Origin of the sequence: Kitasatospora sp. NPDC088548 (assembly GCF_044753005.1) — a bacterium.
In the GTDB taxonomy this organism is placed as follows: domain Bacteria; phylum Actinomycetota; class Actinomycetes; order Streptomycetales; family Streptomycetaceae; genus Kitasatospora.
In genome coordinates, this window is sequence record NZ_JBIVMI010000013.1 from 124,400 (window position 1) to 144,978 (window position 20,579).

The following is a 20,579-nucleotide window of genomic DNA, read 5'->3' on the forward strand; positions in this document are numbered from 1 at the left end:
TGCGTGACTCTTCTGCCGCAGGACGTCGTGGAGCAGGCCCCGCACCCGTCGCACGCCCCCCGGCTGGACCGCTGGCTCTCCGTCCGGCGGCGCCGCCGCGGCCAGGCCCTGGTGGGCTGGCTGACCACCACCGACCACAAGCGCATCGGCACCCTCTACATCACCACCGCGTTCCTGTTCTTCCTGGCCGGCGGGGTGATGGCGATGCTGATGCGGATCGAGCTGGCCCGGCCGGGGCTCCAGCTGCTCTCCAACGAGCAGTTCAACCAGCTGTTCACCATGCACGGCACGATCATGCTGCTGATGTTCGCGACGCCGCTGTTCGCCGGCTTCGCCAACTGGATCATGCCGCTCCAGATCGGCGCGCCCGACGTGGCCTTCCCCCGGCTGAACGCGCTCGCCTACTGGCTCTACCTGTTCGGCTCGCTGATCGTCATGGCGGGCTTCCTGACCCCCGACGGCGCGGCCGACTTCGGCTGGTTCGCCTACGCGCCGCTGAACGGAGCCGAGCACAGCCCCGGTATCGGCGCGGACCTGTGGATCATGGGGCTGGCGTTCTCCGGCTTCGGCACCATCCTGGGCTCGGTCAACTTCATCACCACCGTCGTCTGCTTCCGGGCCCCCGGGATGACGCTGTTCCGGATGCCGATCTTCGTCTGGAACATCCTGCTGACGGCGGTGCTGGTGCTGTTCGCCTTCCCGGTGCTGGCGGCGGCGCTGCTCTGCCTGGAGGCGGACCGCAAGTTCGGGGCGCACGTGTTCGACGCGGCCAACGGCGGGGCCCTGCTCTGGCAGCACCTGTTCTGGTTCTTCGGCCACCCGGAGGTGTACATCATCGCGCTGCCGTTCTTCGGCATCGTGACCGAGGTGATCCCGGTCTTCAGCCGCAAACCCGTCTTCGGCTACCCCGGCCTGATCGGGGCGACCATCACCATCACCGGGCTGTCGGTCACGGTCTGGGCGCACCACATGTTCGTCACCGGGCAGGTGCTGCTGCCGTTCTTCTCGATCATGACGATGCTGATCGCGGTGCCGACCGGGGTGAAGTTCTTCAACTGGATCGGCACCATGTGGCGGGGCTCGCTGAGCTTCGAGACGCCGATGCTCTGGACGGTCGGCTTCCTGGTCACCTTCCTCTTCGGCGGTCTGACGGGCGTTCTGCTGGCGGCCCCGCCGATCGACTTCCACGTCTCGGACTCGTACTTCGTCGTCGCCCACTTCCACTACGTGGTCTTCGGCACCGTCGTCTTCGCGATGTTCGCCGGCTTCCACTTCTGGTGGCCCAAGTTCACCGGCAGGATGCTGGACGAACGGCTCGGGCGGATCCACTTCTGGACGCTCTTCGTCGGCTTCCACACCACCTTCCTGGTGCAGCACTGGCTCGGCGCCGAGGGCATGCCCCGCCGCTACGCCGACTACCTCGCCACGGACGGCTTCACCACCCTGAACACCGTCTCCAGCATCGGATCCTTCCTGCTGGGGATCTCCACGCTGCCGTTCCTCTACAACGTCTGGCACACCGCGCGGTACGGCGAGAAGGTCACCGTGGACGACCCGTGGGGTTACGGCCGCTCGCTGGAGTGGGCCACCTCCTGCCCGCCGCCGCGGCACAACTTCGTCACCCTGCCGCGGATCCGCTCCGAGTCCCCGGCCTTCGACCTGCACCACCCCGGGATCGCCGCGCTCGACCGGCGGGAGAACACGCGCGAACCGCTGCGCTGACCGGCCGGGCCGCCGCGCTGCCGGGCCGCGCTGCCGCCCCGGGCCGCTCGTTAGGATGACAGCGTGTCCCGCCGGCCGCGGGGCGCACCATCCGGAGGGAGTGGCCGTCATGGCAGAGGAGAGACACGGCCAGGCGGCCGGGGATCCGCGTGCCCGGCGGCGCGGCCAGGGCGAGCTGGAGGCCCAGGTCCTGGCGGTGCTCCAGCGAGCGCCGGGACCGGCCACGGCGGGGTGGGTGCAGGAGCGGCTGGACGGCGACCTGGCGTACACCACCGTGATGACCATCCTGTCCCGGCTGCACGCCAAGAAGGCCGTCTCCCGGACGCGTTCGGGCCGTTCGTACCTGTGGCAGGCGTCCTCCGACGCGGCGGGTCTGGCCGCGCTGCGGATGCGCCGGATGCTCGACGGCGAGGCCGACCGGGACGCCGTGCTGGCCAGCTTCGTCAGTGCTCTGCTGCCGCACGACGAGGAGTTGCTGCGGGCGCTGCTCGACACCGCGTCCGCCGATCCGGCAGTGGCCGACCGTGAGAGCTGACCCGTGGGCTTCTTCGTCTTCCTCCCGCTCATCCTGCCGCTGACGGCGGTGCCGATCGCCCGTCTCACCGAGCAGCATCTGCATCCGCGGGCCGCGACCCGCCTGCTGACCGTGATCAGCGCGGTGATGGCGGTGTGCAGTGCGCTCTGCCTCGGCCTGATCGGCGTGGTGGGCACGGCGCAGATCCCGGGCAACCCGCTGCCGGACAGCTGGTCCGACCCGGAGGTGCGGGCGGCGCTGCCGTACCACGAGACGGTCGGCACGGCGGCGATCTGCCTGCTGGTCGTGGTGACCGGGGCCTGCCTGCGGACGGTCGTGCGGCATCTGCGGGTGCGGGCCCGGGCGCGGCGGGCGCTGGACGGGCTGCCGGCCGGGCCGGCCGACGATCTCGCGGTGCTGCCGGACGAGAGCCCGTACGCGTACGCGCTGCCCGGGTCGCCCGGGCGGGTGGTGGTGTCGACGGGCATGCTGGCCGGGCTGGCCGAGGACGAGCGGGAGGCGCTGCTCGCGCACGAGCGGGCGCACCTCGTCCACCGGCACCACCGCTATCTGCTGACCACTCAGCTGGCGGGCAGCGTCAACCCGTTCCTGCGGCCGTTGCGGCAGGCGGTGGCGTTCAGTGCGGAGCGCTGGGCGGACGAGGAGTCGGCCCAGGCGGTGGGGGACCGGCGGATCACGGCGCGCGCGGTGGCGCGGGCGGCGCTGGTCTCGCGCCAGGCGCCGACCCCCGGGTTCGCGGCCTTCGCCGCCCCGGCGCCCGTTCCCGGCCCGGTGCCGCGCCGGGTGGCCGCGCTGCTCGGCCCGGTGCCGTCCACGCGGAACTGGCCGCCGGCGCACACCCGGGCGGGGCTGGCCGCGATGGTCGCCGCGGTGGGTACCGCGGCGTCGGCGCTCTGCGCGCTCAACGCGGCGGTCGCGCTGCTGCTGGTGCTGAAGGCCGTTACGCCGCTGTAGGCCCGCCGTGCCCTCGGGGCCGGCCCTGGCCTGGTCGGCGGCCGTCGATCGAACGTTTGTTCCTTCCTGTTCTATTGAGGCAGGGGTTCGTATGCATGGCGCCCAAGGGGGCGCCCGGCTGCATATGAGGGCGTGCGCGGCGTTTTGCACGCCGGTGCCGGGCTGTGCGGAATCGATTCCTCCCTTGGTGAGGGCGTGCCTTCCGTGGAGAAACCGCCGTTCCGGGCCGGTCTGCGGGTCCGAAAAAACCGGCCGACCGGCCGATCGATAGTCATATTTTCTTAACTATCGATTTGTGATCTGAACTTATCACTCCTAGGGGTGACGGGGCTGGACAGGCCGCCGGGGTGTCGACAATCTTGACGCGAAGTAAGGACCAATCACGTATGCCGAGTTGACCGCAGGCCGGTCAGCGGAATTCTTGGGAGACATCCCGTGGCGGAAGCCCGAGCAGAGTCGGCCCCCGTTATCCAGCAACGTGACACCAGGCGTCAGTTACGCACCGCCCCGATCGCGGCCACCACCCTGTGGGCCGGCACCCTGGCCGAGGTGTTCGATGCCCGGCTGTTCCGGGCCAGTACCGAATCGGTGGCCAGCCGGCTGGAAAAGCACCTGGCCGACGTGGCGATCCGAGGGCTCGAACTCACCGATCCCGAAATCCTGACCAAGACGGCCCGCGGGCTGATGACCCCGGAACGGGACCGGATCGCCGCCTTCGACGAGGAGCGGTTGTCGGCAATCGTCGACCTCTATGTCCGGACCGGAATCCAGGTCCACTCTCCCGGGGCCATGGGGCGGCAGTTCTCGGGGGTGATCCCGCTCGCCGGGGTCGTCGATTTCGTGAGTTCGGTGGTCAATCAGCCGTCCTCGTTCTACGAGGCGGGCCAGCTGCCCAATGTGGCGGAACGCATCATGGCGGAGGAGCTCAACCGGTTCATCGGGTGGGAACCGGACAGCTTCGCCATGGTGACGACCTCCGGGGGCTCCCTGGCCAATCTCACCGCGCTGCTGGCGGCGCGGAACAAGCACTTCCCGGACTACTGGTCACAGGGCGGCGGCGCGCTCGCCGGGCGGCCCCGGCCCGCCATCGCGGTCGGCGCGGACGTGCACTACAGCGTCTCGCGGGCGGCCGGGGTGATGGGGATCGGCGACGAGCAGCTCGTCCGCCTGCCCCTCGACGCCGACCAGCGGATCTGCCTGGACCGGGCGCGTGCGGCGCTGGCCGAGGCCGAGCGGCGCGGGCTGGAGGTGTTCTGCCTGGTCGCCTCGGCCGGCACCACCGCGGTGGGCGCCTTCGACCCGATCGACGGGCTCGCCGACCTCGCCCGGGAGAAGGGCATCTGGCTGCACGTGGACGGTGCCCACGGCGCCAGCCTGCTGGTCTCCGACAAACTCCGGGGAAAGCTCGGCGGAATCGAGAAGGCGGATTCGCTGACCTGGGACGCGCACAAGATGATGTTCGTCCCGGCGCCCTGCACCCTGCTGTTCTACCGGGACAAACGGGACAGTCTCGGGGCATTCCGCCAGCAGGCCAGCTACGTTTTCGACGAGCAGCCGGACATCTACACGGCGCTGGACAGCGGGGACAAGAACTTCGAGTGCACCAAGCGCCCGATGATCATGCCGCTGTGGGCGCTCTGGAGCATCCACGGGCGGGCCCTTTTCGCGGAGAAGATCGAATACCTCTGCCAGCTGACCGAGGATATCCACCGCATTCTGGTGGACGAGCCGGACTTCGAACCCGTGCACCGGCCGGAGGCGAACATCCTCTGCTTCCGGCACCTGCCGGACGGCCTCGGCGAGAACGAGGTGCACCGCCTCCAGCTGGATATCCGGAACCGGCTCAAAATCCAGGGCAATTTCTTCATCTCCAAGGTCGACATCGACGGGGTGGCCGCCCTGCGGGTGGTCATGATGAACCACCGGACCACCACCGAGCATTTCCGGATGCTGCTCGGCGAGATCAGGCGGGCCGGATACGACCTGCGCCACCGCGACCACAGCAGCGACAGTGAATAGGAATTCGACGATGAGCCCAGTGAGCGTTCCGCAGACCCGGACGCCGACCGTCGACGCCGCCGAGCTGGCGGTCCGGCTGATCCCCGACTGGGAGCTGAAGCCGGACTCGGTCGACGCGGTCGGCAAGCTCCCCACCTTCCTCAGCCGGATGCGGGAGGCCGAGCGGGCCTGCCACGCCCCGTACAGCGAGCTCCCGCACGAGGTGCAGGACGCGCTGGTGCTGCGCCGGCTGCAGCAGATGGTCAACACCGCGCTGCTCAACCCGCTCTGGCGCGAGCGGCTGGCCGGTGGTGGCATCGCCGGCGCCCCCGCGACGTACGAGGACTGGCAGCGCGTCCCGCTCTCCGACAAGGACGTCCAGCGCGACTTCTTCATGGACGGCCGCCCCGGCATGGTGGTGCCGATCGCGGCGGGCGGCTTCGAGATCGTGGCCAGCGGCGGCACCACCAGCGGCCGCCCGCTGGAGACCGTCTACTCGCTGCGGGAGCTGCGCGACACCTACGAGGTGGCCGGCCACTTCATGGGCACGTACCAGCTCGACGAGTACCTGGGCGGCACCGATCCCAAGTGGCTCTACACCACGCTGGCCGACTACCAGATGTGGAGCAGCGGCACCATGGTCGGCGGGGTGCTGGCCAACGTGCCCGGCATCAACTACATCGGCGCCGGCCCGGTGACCGCCCCGGTCCTGGAGCACATGTTCTCCTACCCAGGCCCCAAGGCGCTGATGGGCATCACCGCGGGCATCGCGATCCTCGGTGAACTCGGCGCCGGGATGAGCCGGGAGGCCAAGGAGAGCTTCCGGGTCGCGCTGTACGGCAGCGGGGTGCTGCCGCAGCGCAAGCGGGCCGAACTGCAGGCGATGTACCCGAACCTGGCGATCCTCAGCTACTTCGCCGCCACCCAGGCCGAGACCATCGGCCTCCAGCTGCGGGAGGAGTCGCCCTTCCTGGCCGCGGTCCCCGGTCTGCACCTGGTGGAGATCGTGGACGAGCCCGGCCGCTGGGTCGCCGAGGGCGAGGAGGGCGAGCTGGTCGTCACCCGGCTGCACGCCCACGAGGCGCCGCTGCTGCGGCTCAAGCTCGGCGACCGGATGGTCCGCCGGCCGCGGCTGGACGGGCCCGGGCTGAAGGCCGAGCAGTTCGAGTTCGCCGGCCGGACCGGGGACATCCTGCACCTGAACGACAGCCAGTACTCCGCCCGGCGCGCCTACGAGGCCCTCCGGGACGAGCTGCGGCGGGCCGGGACGGTCGACCTGGACGAGGTGGCGCACGAGATCCAGTTCGTGAACCACCGGGAGAGCAGGACCATCACGCTGCTCGCCTCGGTGGACGACGTGCCCGGCCTGACCTACCGGGCGGACACCGGGCTCGGGCCGTACGGGCTGCAGCGCGTCTTCGTCAACGCCCTGCCGCGCGCCCTGTCCCTGTTCAACCAGGGCGAGGCGAACCCGGCGTCGATCGAGAAGACCGGCTACCGGTTCCTGCTCACCTTCGTGCCCCGGTCCTCGACCGAGATCGAGCGGACGAGCGTGGGCAAGGTGCCGCTGGTCCGGGACCGCGGCTAGCGCGGACCCGACACCGAACAACCGTAGAGGACAGGAGTGTTATGAAGCCGCAGGTCAACATCGCCGTGGTGGTGGACGTCATCGGGGCGCTCTCGGCCGGCACGCTGCTCGACGGGAACCTCACCCTGGTGGACGACGGATCGTTCCAGAGCACCGGCCAGGGCACGCCCGAGCTGTGCACCGTCGTCGCCCCCGGCCAGGTGATCCAGTGGTCCGCGCTCGCGGTGGACCTCCAGACGCCGGTCGACATCAGGAGCATCACCTTCCTCGGGGCGGGCCACGGCGCGGAGCCGGACCCGGAGGACTTCACCGAGGAGGGCGAGAAGCTCGACCTCGACGTCTGGACCGGCGTGGTGCCGCCGTACATGACCCCCGGGGTGCCGTACCGGTACCGCCTCGAACTGCAGATGTACGAGGGCCCGCACAGCGTGCTGCACATCGACTCGCCCGCGCTGATGTGCATCTGACGGCACGCGCCGTCCACGGCACGCGGATCTGACGGAACTCCCCCGAACGACAACGAGAAAGGCGGGCTCATGCCCCAACAGCTAGCGGTCATCGTGCTGGTGGACGTCGGCAACGCGCTGGCGGCCCGGACGCTGCGGGACAACACCTACCTGTTCGACAACATGAAGCTGCACGGCTCCGAGGGCGAGGGCACCGGCGACCTGGTGACCATCATCAACGGCTCCTACTGGCAGGACGGCTCGCAGGCGAGCGAGCAGGTGCTCAACTGGCTCCCTTGCAGCCTCGGTTCGATCCCGCCGACGGTCCCGCGCGGCTACCACGCCGACCGGGCGCGGCAGGCCGACCAGCAGGCGCTGACGGAACTGGCGGCGCTGGCCGACGGATCGGGCACGGTCAGCGCGGCCGATCTCGGCCGGATCCGGCGCACCGCCGGCAAGCGGGTGCGCACCACGGCCGGCACCCGCGGCCTCTCCGGCCAGAAGATGCTGGACGTGACCGGCCAGCTGGTCGCCGACGGCGGGACGTCCGCGCACAGCTACCCCTCCCCGGTGATCACCGACATCATCGGCGAGGCGGTGGACCAGAAGATCATCTACCCGGCCGAGTACGGCTCGCCGGACCTGGTGACGGACGGCTGGTACTGGTCCGCGACGATCGACACCTCCCGGCCCGGCACCTACCGCTACACGATGAAGATCCAGCTCCACGACCTGGTGCGGAAGGGGGAGGACTGGGTCTGGGAGCCGGTGAACCTCAGCTTCGACTCCCGGCTCAAGATCGTCACCGAGCCGCGGCGCAACGCCTTCACCGGGACGGGCATGGGCTACCTCCCCATCCCGCTCGGCGCCCCCGCCTGATCCGCCACCGTCGACGAACGAGGAGGAGAGCAGATGACCACCCCCGCGAGCAACAGCGGTAGCAGCACCGGCGGCGGCAAGGCCAAGCAGGCCCCGCGCAAGGCCGGTTCGCAGCGGCCGATCTCGATCACCGCCGTCGTGGACTGCGTGGGCGCCCTGGCGTCCCGCAGCACCAGCGGCCATCTCTACCTGTACGACACCAACAGGGCCGGCGGCTCGACCGGGTTCGGCACCGAGGAGCTGCGTACCAAGGTCAAGGCCGGCGACCAGCTGCTCTGGAACGTCCTGGCGCTGGAGTGCGAGGCGTTCGTCGCCATCGACGACATCGTGATCGACCCGGACATCTGCGAGCCGGAGCGCAAGGTGTACCCCGGCACCGACGTCGCCTACTGGACCGCGACGGTGAAGAAGGACGCCGGCGGCGTGGTCCCGTACCGGCTGAAGTTCAAGCTGGGCACCCGGGACGCGCCGATCACCGCCGCGCTGTCGCCGGCCCTGGTCGGCTAGACCACTTTCGCACCCAACTCCACACCGAAGGAGGAACGTTGACGAGCGAGAAGCTCAACAGCGTTGAGGAGAAGCAGAATCCGGGCCAGCTGAACTCGGTCCAGCTCAACGTCGTCACCCTGGTCAACATGGAGCGGGCGGCCGCCGCCGGCTCGCTCGCCGACGCGATGTACATGATGGACAACAGCGTCGGCGGTTCCGGCCAGGGCACGTCGCACCTGGAGACGGTCTGCAAGCAGGGCCAGGTCCTGAACTGGATCATCCGCCCGATCGACATGGAGAAGCGGCTGGACGGCACCTGGCCGCCCATGCCGAAGATCAACAACATCGTCTTCCTGGACACCGAGGCCGGTGACGAGGAGGACGTCGCGGAGCGGAAGATCTTCACCGAGCTGAAGATCTACGGCATGCCCGACCGCATGCGCGACAAGTTCACCCCCGTCTACTACTACTGGGCGGGCACCGTGCTCAGCACCGCCAAGCCGGGCCTCTACCGGTACCGGCTGGTCGTCGAGCTGGAGCAGGAGCACACCAAGGAGAAGCTCTACCTGAACACGGTCGACCACCCCGCCCTGCGGGTCCTCGCGGTCTGACCCCCGCCCACGCCCTCCACGACGGCCCGCCGGTCTGCCCCCGGCGGGCCGTCGCGGCGTTCCGGAGCCGGTGGGGACCCACCGGAACGGGTATAGGCCACCGGGGGAGACCGTCCGTGGGAGGCTGGGCAGTATGAAGGTGATCGATTTCGTCCTGAACGTGCTCTGGCTGATCTTCTGCGGCATCTGGATGGCCATCGGCTATGTCGTCGCCGGCATCATCTGCTGCGTCCTGATCATCACCATTCCGTTCGGCATCGCGTCGTTCCGCATCGCCGGCTATGTGATCTGGCCGTTCGGCCGCACCACCGTGGAGAAGCCGGGCGCGGGCGCGCCGTCCTGCGTCGGGAACGTCATCTGGCTGGTGTTCGCCGGGTGGTGGCTGGCGATCGGGCACCTGATCACCAGCATCCCGCTGTTCCTGTCGGTCATCGGGATCCCGTTCGGCTGGGCCAACCTGAAGATGATCCCGATCTCGCTGATGCCGCTGGGCCGCGAGGTCGTCGCCACGGACGAGCGGTTCGGCGGGCGCTGAACCCGGCCGGCCGTCCGGCCGGGGGTGCGGGGTGGCGCCGGGGGCCGCAGCATGGAGGGCACGGGGGGTTCGACGTCCGGGCGCCGGGCGGTGGCGTGAGGAGATGCGATGGAGCCGAACGAGCCGCCGGACGCGGAGCGGTCGGCCGAGGCCGAAGCGCGGGTCGAGCTGCTGCGGGCGATCACCGACGAGGTCCACGCGCTGGGCGGGTACCCGGGGCAGCACCATCGTGCCCTGGTCGAGCTGGCGCACGCGTACGCCCTGGTGACCGGCGGCCGGGGAGCGGCCGCCACCTCCAGCCCGGAGCAGCAGCTGTAGCCGGAGCCGGAGGTGGCGTGATGGCGGGCGGTTCCGAGAGGAGTGGCGGCACGCCGGGGGTGGACCCCCGGCTGCTGGGCTCGGTGTTCACCGGGCTCTCGGCCGGCCTGCTCGTGCTGGACCCTGGCGGGCGGATCCTGGCCGCCAACCCGAGGGCCGAGGAACTGCTGGGCCGCCGGGCGGCGGCGATGGCCGGGGAGGACGCCCACGAGCTGCTGCACCGGGGGCCGGGCGGCACGGAGATCCCGCGCGAGCTGTGCGTCCTGCTGGCGGTCGCCGAGCACGGCCGGCCGGCGTGGGGGGAGAGCGACACCTTTCTGACCGGGGACGGGAAGGTACTGCCGGTGCGGTGGTCGGCGGCGCCGGTGGCCCGGGACGGGCGCGTTCTGGGGCTGGCCGTGCTGTTCGCCGATATCGCCGGAAGCAGCGCGCCGGTCGGGCGGGAGGCGGGCCGGGTGGACCTGCTGGAGGACCTGGCCGAGCGGCTGACCCTGGTCGGCGAGGTCACCGAGGTGCTGTCGGAGACGCTCGACATCGAGGAGGCGCTGGACCGGCTGGGCCCGCTGCTCGTGCCCCAGCTGGCCGACTGGGTGGCCGTCGACCTGCGGACCGCCGAGGGCGACGTCCGCCGGGTCGCCGTGCTGGGACCGAAGGGCCGGGCCACCGCGCTGGAGGCGTGGCGGGGACCGCTCCCCCCGCCCACCTCGGAGTTCCGGTCGGCGCTGGCCCGCGTCCTGCACGGTGCGGAGCCCGTGGTGATCGACGCCCGGGAGATGGCCCGGCTGCCGGACGACCCGCTCGCCGCCGTACAGGCCGGCTTCCTGCGCGCGCTCGGGGCGACCTCGGCGGCCGTCGTCCCGTTGACCAGCGCCCGTGAGATCACCGGCGCGATGACGGCGGTCCGGACCGTTCGCGACCGGCCGTTCACCGCCCGCGAGCTCGCCCTGCTCGCCGACATCGGCCACCGGGCGGGCGTGGCGATCGACAACGCCCGGCTGTTCGGGGAGCAGCGCGACATCGCCACGGCCATGCAGCACCACCTGCTCACCGACCTGCCGCAGGGCCGGGACCTGCGGCTGGCCGCCCGGTACCAGCCCGCTCCGGCGGGGTCGCGGGTCGGCGGCGACTGGTACGACGCCTTCCTGCTGAAGGACGGGACGACCGCGCTGGTGATCGGCGATGTCATCGGCCACGATCTGCAGGCCGCCGCCCGCATGGCGCAGTTGCGGAACATCCTCCGGGCGCTGGCCTGGGACCGGGGCGAGCCGCCCGCCGCCGTGGTCGCGCGGCTCGACGACGCCATGGCGGGTCTCACGGACGTCCCGATGGCCACCATGGTCCTCGCGTATGTCGAGGGCCCGGCGGGCGGGCCCTGGCTGCTGCGCTGGACCAGCGCGGGACATCCGCCGCCGCTGCTGGTAGCGGCGGCGGCCGGCCCGGCCGGTGGCGGGGCGCCCGGTGACGGCGCGCGCTACCTGGAGGCGGGACAGGGCCTGCTCCTCGGGGCGGGAGGTGACTCCGGGCGCCGGGACGGGGTCGAGCGGCTGCCGCCCGGCTCGACGCTGCTGCTCTTCACCGACGGCCTGGTCGAGGTGCCGGGCGCCGATTTGGGGGCCGGTCTGGAACGGCTCCGAGAGCTCGGCGCGGGCCTGGCGGGGCGTCCGCTGGGGAAGTTCTGCGACGGGATCCTCCGGAGCGTGCCGTCCGGCAGCACCGACGACACGGCCCTCCTCGCTCTGCGGCTGCCGTCGGCCTGAGCGTCGGCCCGGGCGCGGCCCGCTGACCGACCGCCACGGCCGGGGCGGTCGGTCAGCGGGCCGGTCAGCCGGTCAGGGAGGCGGCCAGGTCCGCCACGGCTGAGCGGGCGGCGGCCAGGGAGGCGGCGGCGAGCGGCTGGAGGCCGGCCAGGGCGGGGATGTCGTCGGCCCGGGTGAGTTCGGCGTGGACGAAGTGCAGTGCGCTGTCGGGGACGCCGAGATTGGTGAAGTAGGCGCGCAGGTAGGGGGTCTGGAAGTCGAAGGCCTCGCGCGGGGTGCCCGGGCCGTAGCCGCCGCCGCAGGCGGTGACCACCACGACGCGGGTACCGTCCAGGAGGCTCCGGCCGGTGGCGGGATCGGTGTACGCGCCGGGGAAGCTGACCCGGTCGATCCAGGCCTTCAGCGCGGCGGGAACGGTGAAGTTGTACATCGGCACGCCCAGCAGCACGGTGTCCGCTGCCAGCAGTTCGGCGATCAGCGGCTGGGTGAGGGCCCATTCGCGCCGCTCGTCCGGGCCCTCGGCCAGCGCGGACACCTCGGCGGGCGACAGCACGCCGCGGCGCTCGACCCGGCGGCCGAGGGGGGCGTAGGCGGGGCCCAGGAGGGGCACCTGGTCGGCGGCGAGGTCCCGGTAGCGGTAGCCGGACGCGCCGTGCCGGGCCCGCCAGGCGTGCGCGAAGCGGGCGGTCAGGTCACGGCTGACCGATTCGCCCGGGAGGTCTGCGCTTGAATCCAGGTGCAGCAGGGTGGTGGTGGTCATCGGGGTCTCTCCTCGTCACCTCGGTGGTGGGTGGATCGTCATCTCCGTGACGGGGTGGCCCGAGGAAAGGTGACCGATGGACGGACGCGAGGAACCGGCGGACGGGTGCGAGGAACTGGCGGCGCGGTTCGAGGGCGAGCGCGGCCGGCTGCGGGCCGTCGCGCACCGGATGCTGGGCTCGGCGGCGGAGGCGGAGGACGCCGTGCAGGAGGCCTGGCTGCGGCTCGGCCGGGCGGACGCGGCGGCGGTCGAGAACCTGCCCGGCTGGCTGACCACCGTCGTCTCCCGGATCTGCCTCGACCTGCTGCGGGCACGGGCGGTACGGCGGGAGGAGCCGGCGGGGGAGCGGCTGCCGGACGGGGCCGGCGAGGACGGTGGTCCCGAGGAGGCGGCGCTGCTGGCCGAGGAGGTCGGCCGGGCCCTGCTCGTGGTGCTGGACCGGCTCGGGCCCGCGGAGCGCGTCGCCTTCGTGCTGCACGACGGCTTCGCGGTGCCCTTCGAACAGATCGCGCCCATCGTCGGGCGCACCACGGTGGCCGCCAAGAAGCTCGCCAGCCGGGCCCGGCAGCGGGTGCGGGGCCCGGCCGCGGTGCCGGCGGCGGAACTGGCCGGGCACCGCGAGGTGGTGGAGGCCTTCCTGGCCGCCTCGCGCGGCGGCGACCTCGACGCGCTGCTCGCGGTGCTGGCGCCGGACGTGGTCCGCCGGGCCGATCCGGCCGCGCTGCCCGCCGGGCGGGCGGCGGTGGCGCGTGGCGCCCTGGTCGTCGCGGGGGAGACGCTGGTGTTCGGGCGGCGGGCGCGGTTCGCGGCGCCCGCCCTGGTGAACGGGGACGTGGGGGTGGTGGTCGCGCCGGGCGGGCGGCTGCGGCTGGTCCTGCTGGTGACGGTGGAGCGGGGGCGGGTCGCGGCGTACGAGGTGATCGCGGATCCGGAGCGGATCGCCCGGCTGGACCTGGCCCTGCTGCCGGACGGGTGACCGCCGGGGCCGTGTCCTGACTTGCCCTGTCCTGTCCTGCCCTGACCGGGCCGGTCAGGTCAGGGCAGGTCAGGGCGCCTCGGCGATCTGGACGATCATCTTGCCGGTGTTGGCGCCCCGGAGCATGCCGAGGAAGGCGTCCACCACGTGCTCGAAGCCCCGCACGACGGTCTCGTCCGGCACGACGGCGCCGGAGCGCAGATGCGGGACGAGGAAGTCGTACAGCTCCGGCCTGGCGTCCAGGTGGTTGCGGACCAGGAAGCCCTCCAGCCGCAGGCTCTTGCCGACCACGTCGAAGAGGTTGCGGGGCGCGGACGGCGGCTGCCGTAGGTGGTTGTACTGGGCGACGGCGCCGCACCAGGCGATCCGGCCGTGCTCGCGCAGCGCGGTGATCGCGCCTTCGAGGTGGTCGCCGCCGACGTTGTCCAGGTAGACGTCGAGGCCGTCGGGGGCCGCCTCGCGGAGCCGGTCGGCGATCGGGGCGTCATGGTAGTCGAACGCGGCGTCGAAGCCGAGGTGTTCGGTGAGGTGCCGGGCTTTGGCGGCGGAGCCGGTGCTGCCGATGATCCGGCCGGCGCCGAGCAGGCGGGCGAGCCGGCCGGCGGCGGTGCCGACGCCGCCGGCGGCCGCCGAGATGAAGATCGTCTCGCCGGGCTGGAGCCGGGCGACCCTGGTCAGGCCGACCCAGGCGGACAGCCCGGTGCCGCCGAGGACGCCGAGGTGGGCGGTGAGCGGGACGCCCTCGAAGGCGGGCAGCGGGGTGGCCTCGGCCGCGGTGACCACCGAGTGGGTGCGCCAGGCCCTGCGGTGGAACACCAGTTCGCCGACCGGCAGGGCGGGGGTGCGGGACTCGACCACCCGGCCGAGGGTGCGGCCCTCCAGCGGGGCGTTGAGCTCCCAGCCGCCCTCCTCCATCTCCTCGCGCATGTACGGGTCGACGGACTGGTGGATGTTCTCGACGAGCGCCTCGCCCGCGGTGAGCGCGGGGACGGTCTCGTCGAGGAAGGCGAAGTCGTCGGCGGTGGGCGGGCCCGACGGGCGGGCGACCTGGTGGACGACGCGGGCGATGGGGCGGGACATCGGGTGCTCCGGGGGTGGTGGCGGGCGCGGCGGACGTGATCACCGTAGGAAGGCGGCCGGGTCCCGGGCAGGGGCCGGCGTCGATGGAAGGCCGGGTTCCATGAGCAGCATTGATGGATGCCGGTAGATTCGGCGCATGAGCGATCTCGCCCCGCACGAACTGCGCATCCTGGTCGCCGTCGAGCAGGAACAGGGCTTCACGGCGGCGGCCGCGCGCCTGGGGATGACCCAGTCCGCCGTCTCGCACGCCGTGCGCTCCTGCGAACGGAAGCTCGGTGCGGTGCTCTTCGACCGCGGACGCCACGGCGCCCGCGCCACGGACGCCGGCGCGCGGGCCGTCACGTACGCCCGCCGGATCCTGCGGCTGCTGGAGGTGATGGGACCGGAGGTGCGCGGCGCCGGGGCCGGGGACGCGGCCGGGGAGGTGACCGGGCCGCTGCGGATCGTGGCCTTCCGCAGCGTCGCGGCCCACCTGCTGCCGCCCGTCCTGGCCCGGCTCACCGCCCGCCACCCCGGGCTGACGCCGCAGGTCCGGATCGTCCGCGAGCTCGGCCGCGGCGCGGCCGGCGAGGTCGCCGACGGCCGCGCCGACCTCGGGCTCGCCACACTCGACGACTCCGCCCCGCCGCCCGTCCCCGGTCTGCTGGCGGTGCGGCTCTTCGAGGAGTCGTACGCGCTGGTGCACCCGCAGGGCCATCCGGCGCCGCGCGGGCTGCCGCTGGTCGACTGGGACGAGAACTGCGGCTCCTACACCCGCGACTGGTGGGACCGACAGGACTGGATCCCGCCCGCAACCATCGACGTCGAGGACGACTCGGTCGCCGTCTCGCTGGTCTCCCAGGGCCTCGGCATGGCGATCATGCCCCGGACGGCCCTGCTCGGCGCCCCGGACGGCCTGGCCGTCACCGGCCTCGGTCCGCGGCCGCCGACCCGGTTCGTCGGGTACGTCACCACGCCCGAACTGGCCGGTACGGCGCCCGTCCGGGCGCTGATCCGCGAACTGCGGGCGCTCGCCCTGCCGGAGGGGTTGGAGCGGGTCTGACACATGAGGGCCGTCAGGCAGCCGAGCCGCCCGCCGATGCCCGCTCGCCCGACGCCCGCTTGCCCGACACCCGCCCGCCCGTCGTCTTCGTCAGCGCACGACCGCCGAGACCGGTCGGTGGCGTAGCGCCCAGGCGGCCGCCGACGCGGCGCAGGGCACCGCGACCAGGAGGCACACCCCGGCCACCAGCCCGACCGGCCGCCACGGCACCACCCACGGCGCCGGCACCCCGAGCAGCGCCAACCCGGTTCGCATGGCGGCCAGCTGGACGGCGGCCACCGCGCAGCCCAGCACCGCGCCGACCGCCGCCACCAGCGCAGACTCGGCCGTCGCCAGCCGCACCACCTGGGCCCGGGTGGCGCCCGCCAGCCGCCACAGGGCGAGCTCCCGGCGCCGGTCGGCGGTGGCCATGACGACGGTGTTGGCGAGCGCGAGGCCGGTGTACACCAGGGCGAGGCCGAGGACCAGGACGGTGCGCAGCCAGGCGATCCGGCCGGTGGCGGGTGCGGTGGCGGTGAGCCAGTCGTCCCGGGTGCGGACCGTCGCGCCGGACGGCCCGGCGGCGGCCCGTACCCGCGTGGTGGCGGCGGCCCGGTCGGTGCCGGGGGCGAACCGGACCTCGATCCGGTCGACCCGTGCGCCCGGGGCGTTGCGGGCGGTCACATAGAGGCCGTTGTCGCCGAGGCCGTCGCGCAGGACGGCGGCCACCCGCAGCGTCGTCCGGCTGCCGTCCGCCCGGATCACCGGCACCGGCTCGCCGACCGTCGTCCGCCCCCACCCGGCGGGCAGCACGATGCCGTCGTCGTCCAGGGCGGTCACCGAGCCGGCCGTCACGGGCAGCCGTGTGACCGCCGCCAGCCCGGCCGGATCGGCCGTCCGGGCCTCGGACCCGACGGCGATGCCGTCCGGCTCGACCAGGGCGAGCGTGGTGGGCCCCGACGGGGAGACGGTGACGTCGGGGACGGCGCGCAGCGCCTCGGTGAGCGCAGCCAGGGTCGGGGCCGGGGTCGCCGTCGTGCCGGGGACGACCACGAGATCGGCGGCGGTCCGCGCGTCGGCCTCGGCCGTCCGGGCGGCGCTCACCGTGTCCAGCGCCCCGGCCAGCGAACCGGTCAGGGCCACCGCGATCAGCACCGGCGCGGCGATCGCCCCGCTGCGACGCAGGGCCGCCGTGGCGTTCTCCCGGACCAGCCGGCCGGTGTACCGGGTCAGCCGGGCCGGGAGCCAGGTGAGGGCGCGGATCACCGGGCGGGCGAGGACCGGGGCGAGCAGCCCGCAGGCGCTGATCAGCAGCATCGGCTGGGTGGTGTAGGTCTTGCGGTGCAGGAGGTCGGCGGGGTCGGTGACGAGCGCCGTTCCGGTCAGCACGGCGGCGGTCAGCAGCAGCCCGAGGCCCCAGAGCCACCGGCCCGAGGTCATCACGCCGGTGTCGAGGTCGGCCACCCGCAGGGCGTCCAGGGGGCCGGCCCGGCCGGCGCGGCGGGCCGCCACCGCCACCCCGGACAGGGTGACGAGCAGACCGGACCAGAACGCGGCGTGCAGCGGCCAGGCCTGCTGGCCCGGTACGAAGCCGGGCGGCGCCATGCCGGCCTCCACCAGCCATCGCACCAGGCCCGGCGCGGCGAGCCGTCCGAGCGCGCAGCCCGCGGCGGAGGCGGCCGCGCCGAGGAGGAGCGCTTCGGTGAGAACGCTCCGCCGGACCTGCGCCCGGGTCGCGCCGGCCAGCCGGAGCAGGCCGAACTCGCGGCGGCGTTGGGCGACGGCGTAGGAGAAGGTGGACGCGACGACGAACGCCGAGACGAAGGCACTCACCCCGCCCGCCGTGCCGAGCGCCGCCACCAGCGAGACCAGCGCCTCCCCGCCGGGTGCGCCGACGGCGGTGGCGAGCCCCAGCAGCATCACCGCCGTCATCGCGACCCCGAGCGCGAGGGCCACGAACGCTCCGACGAGCGACGTCCAGCGGGTCTTCAGCGAGGTGATCGCGATCCGTACCATTCCCATGCCGCCAGCCAACCGTCGACGGGCACGGCCGGTCAGCGGGCCAGGGTCTACTCCGTGGGGTGGGGCGGGCCCTACCGACGCGGTCCCGGCGGGTGCCTAGGGTGGGCGTCGGCCCGAACGAGGCGGCGGGCCGGAGCCGGACCCGAACCGGCACGGGCACCCGCACCCGCACGGGAGCGGGCGCCGGCGCGGACACAGGGGGGAAGGCGGGGCGATGGACGGCGGTGGTCGTGGGCCCGGGGCGTGGGGAGCGCTGCCCCGGCCGGAGTTCATGGCGGCGGTGAATCCCTGGCGGGCGGCGGCCTACCTGCTGGCGAGCGGGACGGCCGGGCTGCTGCTCTGCGCCGGGCTGCTGGTGGCGGCGACCGCTGCCGGGCTGCTGGCGGTGCTGCTGATCGGGCTGCCGCTGCTGGCGGCGCTGGCGCTGGTCGGGGTGCCGTACGCGGCGTGGGAGCGGCGGCTGTTGAGGCTGCTGGACAGCACGCCGGTGCCCGGCCCGCATCTCGTGCCGAGCCGCCCCGGACTGCCCGCGTGGCTGCGGCTGCGCTACCGCGAGCAGGCGACCTGGCGGGAGCTGGGCTTCGCGGTGCTCGCCGCGTTCGTGCTGTGGCCGGTCGATCTGGTCGTCGCCGGCTGCGCGCTGGCGGTGCCGGGTTGTCTGCTCGCCGCCCTGCCGTTGCTGCTGCTGGACGGTGAGCAGGTGAACGTGCTGAAGCTGTTCCAGGTCCATTCCCCGCTCCTGGCCGCCCTGTTGGGACTGGGCGGCCTGCTGCTGCTCCCGTTGCCGGCCTACCCGCTGACGGCGGTGGCCGTCGGCCGGGCCGCGCTCGTCCGGCTGGTGCTCGGCCAGGGCGGGCAGGAGCGGCGGATCGGTGAACTCGTCAGCTCCCGGGCCCGGTTGGTGGACGCCTTCGAGGCGGAGCGCCGCCGGATCGAACGCGATCTGCACGACGGCGCCCAGCAGCGCCTGGTGGCGCTGACGATGGCCCTCGGGCTGGCCCGGCTGGACGCGCCGCCGGGCGGACCGCTGGCCGACCGGCTCGCCGAGGCGCAGCTGGCGGCCGGCGAAGTGCTCGCCGAGATAAGGGAGTTGATCAACGGCATCCATCCGCAGGTGCTCACCGACCGGGGCCTGCCGGACGCCTGCGCGGATGCCGCCGACCGCTCACCCGTCCCGGTGGAGGTCGGCTTCGACCTGCCCGGCCGGCTGCCGCCGCCGGTCGAGTCGGCGGGTTACTTCGCCGTCTCCGAGGCGCTCGCCAACGTGGCCAAGCACAGCGGTGCGCGCGCCGCCCGGATCCACGGGCGCTACACCGGAGGGTTGTTGACCATCGAGGTGGCGGACGACGGTCGCGGTGGCGCGGACCCGGCGGGCGGCACCGGTCTCACCGGGCTGGCCGACCGGGTCGCGGTGGTGGACGGCACACTGACGGTGAGCAGCCCGCCCGGCGGACCGACCCTGTTGCGTGTGGAGATCCCTTGTACCCAGATCAAGCCGTAGACCGGCCCCGGCCCCGACCGGCCGGACTGCGCGTGGTCCTCGCCGAGGACGGTGTCCTGCTGCGCGAGGGCCTGATCGGTCTGCTGGACCGCTTCGGCCACCGGGTGGCCGCCGCCGTCGGCGACGCCGAGGCCCTGCGTACGGCCGTCGCCGAGCACGAGCCGGACATCGTCATCACCGATGTCCGGATGCCACCGGGCCAGACCGACGAGGGCCTGCGCGCCGCCGTCGCCCTGCGCGAGCGACGCCCGCGACTGCCCGTCCTGGTCCTCAGCCAGTACGTGCAGCGCTCCTACGCCGCGGAGCTGCTGGACTCCGGGGACGGTTCGGGCGTGGGCTACCTGCTGAAGGACCGGATCGGCCAGATCGAGGAGTTCGTGGCCGCGGTCGGCACGGTGGCGGCCGGTGGCACGGTGGTCGACCCGGAGGTGGTGCGGCAGCTGCTGCGGCGTCGGCGGGATCCACTGGGCCGGCTGACCCCGCGCGAACGCGAGGTGCTGGCGCTGATGGCCGAGGGCCGGTCCAACGCGGCGATCTGCCGCGAACTGGTGGTGTCGGAGGCCGCGGTGAGCAAGCACATCGGCAACATCCTGATGAAGCTGGACCTGCCACCGGCCGAGGAGACGCACCGCCGGGTGCTGGCGGTGCTGGAGTTCCTGCGCGCCTGAGCCGCTGTCACCGCCCGGCGCCCGCCATGCGGTGCCTCACCGCGGCGCCGCTCACCGCTCCAGCGCCTCCCGCAGCCGGCGGAACTCCTCGGCCAGTGTGTCCAGGGTGTAGTGGGCGTTGAGGCCGCTCGGGTTGGGCAGCACCCAGACCTCGGTGTCGCCGATGCCCTCCGGCTGGCGGCCGACCGCCGCCCCGCGGCGGCCGAAGCCGGTCCGGTACGCGCCGATGCCGAGGACGGCCAGGGCGCGGGGGCGCAGCCGCAGCACCCGGTCGGTCAACGCGGCGCCGCCCGCGCGCAGTTCGTCGGCGGTGAGCTCGTCCGCCTTGGCGGTGGCGCGCGGGGCGACGTTGGTGATGCCGAGGCCGAGGCCGAGCAGCTCGCCCTGTTCGTCCGGGCGGAACTGGCGCGGGGTGAAGCCGGAGCGGTGCAGGGCGGGCCAGAACCGGTTGCCCGGGCGGGCGAAGTGGTGGCCGGTGGCGCCGGACCAGAGACCGGGGTTGATGCCGCAGAACAGCACCCGCAGCCCGGGCCCGGCGACGTCCGGGATGGTGGTGTCCCGGGCGGCGAGCAACTGCTCCGCGGTGGGCTTCACCGGCTGAACCGGCTCCGCGACGGGCTGTGCCGGCTTCGTGGGTTTCCGCATCCGTCCAGTCTGCCCGCCCGGCCCGGCCGGCCCGGAGGCGCCCCGTTCATCCCGGGCGCCCCCGCCACCGGGCC

At 73.3% G+C, this 20,579-nt stretch carries 20 protein-coding genes; 16 read left to right on the plus strand and 4 right to left on the minus strand.

Annotation, left to right across the window (positions count from 1 at the left end; genetic code table 11):
• Positions 1–63: 63 nt before the first annotated feature.
• The 12 genes from ctaD to ACIP82_RS18745 all read left to right on the plus strand — a co-directional run bounded on the left by ctaD (position 64) and on the right by ACIP82_RS18745 (position 11,832).
• Positions 64–1,722, plus strand: coding sequence for a cytochrome c oxidase subunit I (gene ctaD / locus ACIP82_RS18690; RefSeq protein WP_400654555.1), 1,659 nt, complete (start codon positions 64–66; stop codon positions 1,720–1,722).
• Positions 1,723–1,831: 109 nt separating this feature from the next.
• Positions 1,832–2,257, plus strand: coding sequence for a BlaI/MecI/CopY family transcriptional regulator (locus tag ACIP82_RS18695; RefSeq protein WP_363605914.1), 426 nt, complete (start codon positions 1,832–1,834; stop codon positions 2,255–2,257).
• A gap of 3 nt (positions 2,258–2,260) precedes the next feature.
• On the plus strand, positions 2,261–3,211 hold the full coding sequence (locus ACIP82_RS18700; RefSeq protein ID WP_363605913.1) for a M56 family metallopeptidase: 951 nt from the start codon (positions 2,261–2,263) through the stop codon (positions 3,209–3,211).
• Between the two features lie 435 nt (positions 3,212–3,646).
• Complete coding sequence (locus tag ACIP82_RS18705; RefSeq protein ID WP_400654451.1) at positions 3,647–5,230, plus strand: pyridoxal phosphate-dependent decarboxylase family protein; 1,584 nt, start codon at positions 3,647–3,649, stop codon at positions 5,228–5,230.
• Between the two features lie 10 nt (positions 5,231–5,240).
• The gene (locus ACIP82_RS18710) at positions 5,241–6,797 is read left to right on the plus strand and encodes a hypothetical protein (protein ID WP_400654453.1); all 1,557 of its coding nucleotides are present in this window, start codon (positions 5,241–5,243) and stop codon (positions 6,795–6,797) included.
• A 41-nt stretch (positions 6,798–6,838) separates the two neighbouring features.
• Positions 6,839–7,264, plus strand: a complete 426-nt coding sequence (locus ACIP82_RS18715) for a hypothetical protein (protein WP_400654455.1) — start codon at positions 6,839–6,841, stop codon at positions 7,262–7,264.
• A 69-nt stretch (positions 7,265–7,333) separates the two neighbouring features.
• Positions 7,334–8,122, plus strand: a complete 789-nt coding sequence (locus ACIP82_RS18720; protein ID WP_400654457.1) for a hypothetical protein — start codon at positions 7,334–7,336, stop codon at positions 8,120–8,122.
• A gap of 33 nt (positions 8,123–8,155) precedes the next feature.
• A complete protein-coding gene (locus ACIP82_RS18725) occupies positions 8,156–8,629 on the plus strand; it encodes a hypothetical protein (protein WP_400654459.1) in 474 nt (157 codons plus the stop codon).
• A 38-nt stretch (positions 8,630–8,667) separates the two neighbouring features.
• Positions 8,668–9,222 (plus strand): hypothetical protein, encoded by a 555-nt coding sequence (locus ACIP82_RS18730; RefSeq protein ID WP_400654461.1) that lies wholly within the window; start codon positions 8,668–8,670, stop codon positions 9,220–9,222.
• Between the two features lie 133 nt (positions 9,223–9,355).
• Entirely contained in the window at positions 9,356–9,757 is a 402-nt protein-coding gene (locus ACIP82_RS18735; RefSeq protein ID WP_363605904.1) for a YccF domain-containing protein, read from the plus strand.
• A 108-nt stretch (positions 9,758–9,865) separates the two neighbouring features.
• Positions 9,866–10,075, plus strand: coding sequence for a hypothetical protein (locus ACIP82_RS18740; RefSeq protein WP_363605902.1), 210 nt, complete (start codon positions 9,866–9,868; stop codon positions 10,073–10,075).
• A 20-nt stretch (positions 10,076–10,095) separates the two neighbouring features.
• Positions 10,096–11,832: a SpoIIE family protein phosphatase gene (locus ACIP82_RS18745; protein ID WP_400654464.1), complete on the plus strand. Its 1,737-nt coding sequence runs from the start codon at positions 10,096–10,098 to the stop codon at positions 11,830–11,832.
• 64 nt (positions 11,833–11,896) lie between these two features.
• On the opposite strand, the gene ACIP82_RS18750 is transcribed toward ACIP82_RS18745, so the two are convergent.
• On the minus strand, positions 11,897–12,592 hold the full coding sequence (locus ACIP82_RS18750) for an FMN-dependent NADH-azoreductase (RefSeq protein WP_400654466.1): 696 nt from the start codon (positions 12,590–12,592) through the stop codon (positions 11,897–11,899).
• A 76-nt stretch (positions 12,593–12,668) separates the two neighbouring features.
• Here ACIP82_RS18750 and ACIP82_RS18755 point away from each other — a divergent pair, with 76 nt between their 5' ends.
• Complete coding sequence (locus ACIP82_RS18755) at positions 12,669–13,568, plus strand: sigma-70 family RNA polymerase sigma factor (protein ID WP_363605897.1); 900 nt, start codon at positions 12,669–12,671, stop codon at positions 13,566–13,568.
• 69 nt (positions 13,569–13,637) lie between these two features.
• On the opposite strand, the gene ACIP82_RS18760 is transcribed toward ACIP82_RS18755, so the two are convergent.
• Positions 13,638–14,648, minus strand: coding sequence for an NADP-dependent oxidoreductase (locus tag ACIP82_RS18760; RefSeq protein ID WP_400654469.1), 1,011 nt, complete (start codon positions 14,646–14,648; stop codon positions 13,638–13,640).
• 136 nt (positions 14,649–14,784) lie between these two features.
• Between ACIP82_RS18760 and ACIP82_RS18765 the strand changes: the two genes are divergently transcribed.
• The gene (locus ACIP82_RS18765; RefSeq protein WP_400654471.1) at positions 14,785–15,690 is read left to right on the plus strand and encodes a LysR family transcriptional regulator; all 906 of its coding nucleotides are present in this window, start codon (positions 14,785–14,787) and stop codon (positions 15,688–15,690) included.
• Between the two features lie 90 nt (positions 15,691–15,780).
• Here the strand turns inward: ACIP82_RS18765 and ACIP82_RS18770 are convergent, their stop codons facing one another.
• On the minus strand, positions 15,781–17,691 hold the full coding sequence (locus ACIP82_RS18770; protein WP_400654473.1) for an FtsX-like permease family protein: 1,911 nt from the start codon (positions 17,689–17,691) through the stop codon (positions 15,781–15,783).
• A gap of 271 nt (positions 17,692–17,962) precedes the next feature.
• Between ACIP82_RS18770 and ACIP82_RS18775 the strand changes: the two genes are divergently transcribed.
• The gene (locus ACIP82_RS18775) at positions 17,963–19,192 is read left to right on the plus strand and encodes a sensor domain-containing protein (RefSeq protein ID WP_400654475.1); all 1,230 of its coding nucleotides are present in this window, start codon (positions 17,963–17,965) and stop codon (positions 19,190–19,192) included.
• On the plus strand, positions 19,171–19,860 hold the full coding sequence (locus tag ACIP82_RS18780) for a response regulator (RefSeq protein WP_400654477.1): 690 nt from the start codon (positions 19,171–19,173) through the stop codon (positions 19,858–19,860). Before ACIP82_RS18775 ends, ACIP82_RS18780 begins: the two co-directional genes overlap by 22 nt.
• A gap of 51 nt (positions 19,861–19,911) precedes the next feature.
• Here the strand turns inward: ACIP82_RS18780 and mug are convergent, their stop codons facing one another.
• Positions 19,912–20,505, minus strand: coding sequence for a G/U mismatch-specific DNA glycosylase (gene mug, locus ACIP82_RS18785; protein WP_400654479.1), 594 nt, complete (start codon positions 20,503–20,505; stop codon positions 19,912–19,914).
• Between the last annotated feature and the right edge of the window lie 74 nt (positions 20,506–20,579).

What these genes read in the sequence shown, in the direction of transcription:
- ACIP82_RS18695 (WP_363605914.1), top strand. Translation starts at nt 1,832, where the DNA reads ATGGCAGAGGAGAGACACGGCCAGGCGGCCGGGGATCCGCGTGCCCGG.
- ACIP82_RS18710 (WP_400654453.1), top strand. Translation starts at nt 5,241, where the DNA reads ATGAGCCCAGTGAGCGTTCCGCAGACCCGGACGCCGACCGTCGACGCC.
- ACIP82_RS18715 (WP_400654455.1), top strand. Translation starts at nt 6,839, where the DNA reads ATGAAGCCGCAGGTCAACATCGCCGTGGTGGTGGACGTCATCGGGGCG.
- ACIP82_RS18720 (WP_400654457.1), top strand. Translation starts at nt 7,334, where the DNA reads ATGCCCCAACAGCTAGCGGTCATCGTGCTGGTGGACGTCGGCAACGCG.
- ACIP82_RS18725 (WP_400654459.1), top strand. Translation starts at nt 8,156, where the DNA reads ATGACCACCCCCGCGAGCAACAGCGGTAGCAGCACCGGCGGCGGCAAG.
- ACIP82_RS18735 (WP_363605904.1), top strand. Translation starts at nt 9,356, where the DNA reads ATGAAGGTGATCGATTTCGTCCTGAACGTGCTCTGGCTGATCTTCTGC.
- ACIP82_RS18740 (WP_363605902.1), top strand. Translation starts at nt 9,866, where the DNA reads ATGGAGCCGAACGAGCCGCCGGACGCGGAGCGGTCGGCCGAGGCCGAA.
- ACIP82_RS18745 (WP_400654464.1), top strand. Translation starts at nt 10,096, where the DNA reads ATGGCGGGCGGTTCCGAGAGGAGTGGCGGCACGCCGGGGGTGGACCCC.
- ACIP82_RS18750 (WP_400654466.1), bottom strand. Translation starts at nt 12,592, where the DNA reads ATGACCACCACCACCCTGCTGCACCTGGATTCAAGCGCAGACCTCCCG.
- ACIP82_RS18755 (WP_363605897.1), top strand. Translation starts at nt 12,669, where the DNA reads ATGGACGGACGCGAGGAACCGGCGGACGGGTGCGAGGAACTGGCGGCG.
- ACIP82_RS18760 (WP_400654469.1), bottom strand. Translation starts at nt 14,648, where the DNA reads ATGTCCCGCCCCATCGCCCGCGTCGTCCACCAGGTCGCCCGCCCGTCG.
- ACIP82_RS18765 (WP_400654471.1), top strand. Translation starts at nt 14,785, where the DNA reads ATGAGCGATCTCGCCCCGCACGAACTGCGCATCCTGGTCGCCGTCGAG.
- ACIP82_RS18770 (WP_400654473.1), bottom strand. Translation starts at nt 17,691, where the DNA reads ATGGGAATGGTACGGATCGCGATCACCTCGCTGAAGACCCGCTGGACG.
- ACIP82_RS18775 (WP_400654475.1), top strand. Translation starts at nt 17,963, where the DNA reads ATGGCGGCGGTGAATCCCTGGCGGGCGGCGGCCTACCTGCTGGCGAGC.
- mug (WP_400654479.1), bottom strand. Translation starts at nt 20,505, where the DNA reads ATGCGGAAACCCACGAAGCCGGCACAGCCCGTCGCGGAGCCGGTTCAG.